Below are 3,482 nucleotides of genomic sequence, written 5' to 3' on the forward strand. Positions count from 1 at the left end.
GCCGTGACCGTTTTCACAGCCTGGGCCATGGGGATGGTCACTGCCCCGACACCCGAGGCGATCTCAAGTACCCTAGACTCCCGACTCAGAACTCCCTCGGCGCCGAGAATGTCGACCATGCTGCGTCCGTAGTCGAAGCCACTGGTGGTGATGAAGTCATCATAGTCCTCGGCCCGTCGATTCCAGTAGGCCACATCGCTGCGAGTGGCCATGTCCTGCATATCCTCCTGCCATCGTGTACACCAGTCTGCTTGGATCGCGCTCTCCATTATGCATTCCCCTTCATAAAAATAATGTTTTTACGCCATCTAACGATAAAATCAAAAAATCAATCCTTGACTAATAATACGATTTTCAATTAGGTGTCAAATCAAGCGTATGAGTGAATGAATAATATTCGAAAAGCCGAGGGCAGACTGCCCTTCCGGTCATCAACAAATCACAATGGAGGTTCCATGTTCGCACGCTTTTCTCTGGCAGGGCTGTTGAGCTTGTGCCTGATGTTCGTTTCGACCGTTTCCGGTCAGGCCGGAGAGGGTGGAGGGGTTCTTCGCGTCGGCGGTCCTTGGTGGCCGAAAACCCTGGACATTCAAAAATCCGGGTATGTGTTCAAGCGCTTGGGCGTGGTCGACAACATTGTGGAGGTGGACGAGGGAATCCGTATCGTTCCCGGATTGGCCGAATCGTGGACCGTGTCTCCGGACAAGATGACCTGGAGCTTCTCCATCCGCGACGGGGTCCTGTTCCACGACGGGACGCCCCTGACGGCGGGTATTCTCAAAGAGAATCTCGACCGACTGGCCCGGGTGGGCACCCTTCTCAAGGACGTTCCACTGGCCTCGGTCCAGGCACCGGATGACCGGACCCTGGTCCTGACGACCACCGAACCCTTCGCCCCCCTGCCTGCCTATCTGACCATGGGTGAAACCGGAGCCTTGGCTCCATCATCTTTTGATGAATCCGGAGAGGTGGTCAGACCGGTCGGAACAGGTCCCTTTGTCTTCGAGAGCTGGAAGGTGAAGGAGGAAGTGACCTTGACCCGCAACGACAGGTATTGGGGCGACAAGGCCCACGTGGATACAGTCGTGTTCCGGGCCGTGCCCGACGCGGTCACACGCTTGGCCATGCTCAAGGCCGGAGAGATCGACATTGCCCAGATACTTCCGCCCCAGGCCATAGCCTCCCTGGAATCATCGGGAAAATACGACATTCTCCGTATGCCCATCGGCCGCTGCCGTATGGCCTGCTTCAATCTGAACAAGGAGCCGTTTTCCGATCATCGCGTCCGCGAGGCCGTGAATCTGGCCGTCAACCGGGCCGATCTCGTCAAGTACGTTCTGGAAGGTGTGGGAGAATCGGCCATCACCCTCTACCCTCCTCAAATCTATTGGGCCAATACGACCTTACCCGCATTCCAGCACGATCCTGACCGGGCCGCTGCATTGCTGAGCGAAGCCGGCTGGATTGACAAAGACGGAGGCAGAATTCGCAAAAAAAACGGCGAGCCACTAAAGATCAAACTCGTGACCTATACCGAACGGGCCGCCTTGCCCCCCACGGCTGAAATCATGCAGGCCCAGCTGGCCGCGGTCGGTTTCGATGTCGAAATCGTCGCCACTCAGCTCGACGCCGCAGAGGCCATGCGCTTCAAAGGCGATTTCGACATGTACCTCATGGGGCGGGGGCTGCTCTTCGTTCCCGATCCCGACTACGTGCTTATGACCGATTACTTCTCGAGCAACACGGAAAAACAGGGATGGGGGGCATACCACTATGAGAACCCCGAGGTCGATGCCCTGATCCTGGCCGGGCGGTCCGAATTCGACCAGGCCGCGCGCAAACGCATCTATGATCGGGTCCAGGCCATCCTCCTGAAGGATCAGCCCATGGTTTACCTGAACTACTATGTGAACGTGGACGCCGTGGCCAAAAAGGTCCGGGGCTACCGCATGCACCCCACGGAGAGCTCCTACCATCTCGAAACAGTGAGCCTGTCCAGATAGGCATGCCGTCCTTCATTATCAAAAGGCTGGCGACGCTCGTTCCGGTCCTCCTCGGCGTGAGCGTCGCCGCTTTTCTCTCCTTGGCCCTCTGTCCCGGGGACGCGGCCGAGATTGCCCTCCGGTCCATGACTGAGGCCGACACTGCTTCACCGGAGGCATTGCTTCAGGTCCGAAAGGAGCTCGGCCTGGACGAGCCTTTGACGGTCCAGTACGGCCTTTGGCTCGGGCGAACCCTGCAGGGCGACCTGGGCCGCTCCTTCCAGACCGGCAGGCCCGTGTCCGCGGAAATACTGCGGGCCCTGGGCCCATCGGCCATTCTGGCCGGATCGAGCATGCTGCTGACTCTCTGCATCGTCCTCCCTCTGGGTTCACTGGCCGCGGCCAAGCCCGGGTCCTGGGTGGACCGGGCCGCCATGGGGGCCTCACTGCTGATCGTTTCCCTGCCCGATTTCTGCGTCGGGGTGATTCTCTTCCTCGTCTTTGCCGTCCACTGGAACCTCCTGCCCGTGGCCGGCTACGGAACCCCGGGCAATCTCGTCCTCCCGGCCGTGACCCTGGCCGTGGCCTCCTCATCCATCTCTACCCGCCTGATGCGCACCCTCATGGTCCAGGCATTGGAAGAAAAATTCGTGATCACGGCCCGGTCCAAGGGCATGACGGAAACAAGGGTGGTTGGCCTGCATGCCATGAGGAACGCCCTGCCTCCGGTACTCAACTATCTTGGAGGCCAGCTCGGCTATTTGTTCGGCGGGGCCGTGGTTGTGGAGAGCATCTTTCTCTGGCCCGGCCTGGGCCGGCTCCTGGTGGATGCAGTGAAGGCCCGGGACATGTTCGTGGTCCAGGGCTGCGTGCTGACCATCGCCGCCATCTATGTGAGCATCAATCTGATCATGGATCTTCTGCAGATCATTCTCGATCCCAGACAAATCGAGGCGGGTGGCCATGTCTGAACGCTGGCTCCGTCCCGGTCTCCTGATCGGAATCGCTCTTGCCCTGATCTTGATCCTGGCGGCCGTGTTCGCCCCTTGGGTCGCACCACACGATCCTCTTCAGCAGAATCTTGCCCGTCGTCTGGAACCCCCGGGCCGAGAATATATCCTGGGCACCGATTCCATGGGCCGCTGCGTGGCCAGCAGGATCATCTATGGATTGCGGCCATCCCTGGCTCTCGCCGTATCCGTGACCGCTGTGGTCGCTTCCTTCGGCCTCTGGCTCGGCGTGGCCGCGGCCTACTTTTCCGTGCTGGATGCCCCGCTCATGCGTCTGACGGACTGCTTTTTCGCCTTTCCGGCCATCGTTCTGAGCCTCTTGAGCATTGGCATCCTCGGCCCGGGCCTGGAAAGTCTCATCGTCGCCCTGGCCCTTCCGGGCTGGCCGAAATACGCCCGCGTGGCCCGATCCAAGGCCATGGACCTCAAGCGACAAGGCCACGTGGAAGCCACCAGAGCCTTGGGTGCCGGGCCTCTGTACATCCTCGGG

Annotated in this window: 4 protein-coding genes; 3 read left to right on the forward strand and 1 reads right to left on the reverse strand. The window is 59.9% G+C overall.

The window, feature by feature from the left end:
• A partial coding sequence (locus EOM25_13205; GenBank protein NCC26132.1) for a class I SAM-dependent methyltransferase occupies window positions 1-212 on the reverse strand: 212 nt, incomplete at its 3' end.
• A gap of 174 nt (window positions 213-386) precedes the next feature.
• On the opposite strand from EOM25_13205, the gene EOM25_13210 reads away from it, so the two are divergent.
• The 3 genes from EOM25_13210 to EOM25_13220 all read left to right on the forward strand — a co-directional run.
• Complete coding sequence (locus EOM25_13210; GenBank protein ID NCC26133.1) at window positions 387-2,003, forward strand: ABC transporter substrate-binding protein; 1,617 nt, start codon at window positions 387-389, stop codon at window positions 2,001-2,003.
• A gap of 2 nt (window positions 2,004-2,005) precedes the next feature.
• Window positions 2,006-2,953: an ABC transporter permease gene (locus tag EOM25_13215; GenBank protein NCC26134.1), complete on the forward strand. Its 948-nt coding sequence runs from the start codon at window positions 2,006-2,008 to the stop codon at window positions 2,951-2,953.
• Window positions 2,946-3,482, forward strand: a 537-nt coding sequence (locus EOM25_13220) for an ABC transporter permease (GenBank protein NCC26135.1), incomplete at its 3' end; no start/stop codon positions are given. The genes EOM25_13215 and EOM25_13220, both read left to right, overlap by 8 nt.

Source organism: Deltaproteobacteria bacterium (assembly GCA_009929795.1).
In the GTDB taxonomy this organism is placed as follows: Bacteria; Desulfobacterota; Desulfovibrionia; order Desulfovibrionales; family Desulfomicrobiaceae; genus RZZR01.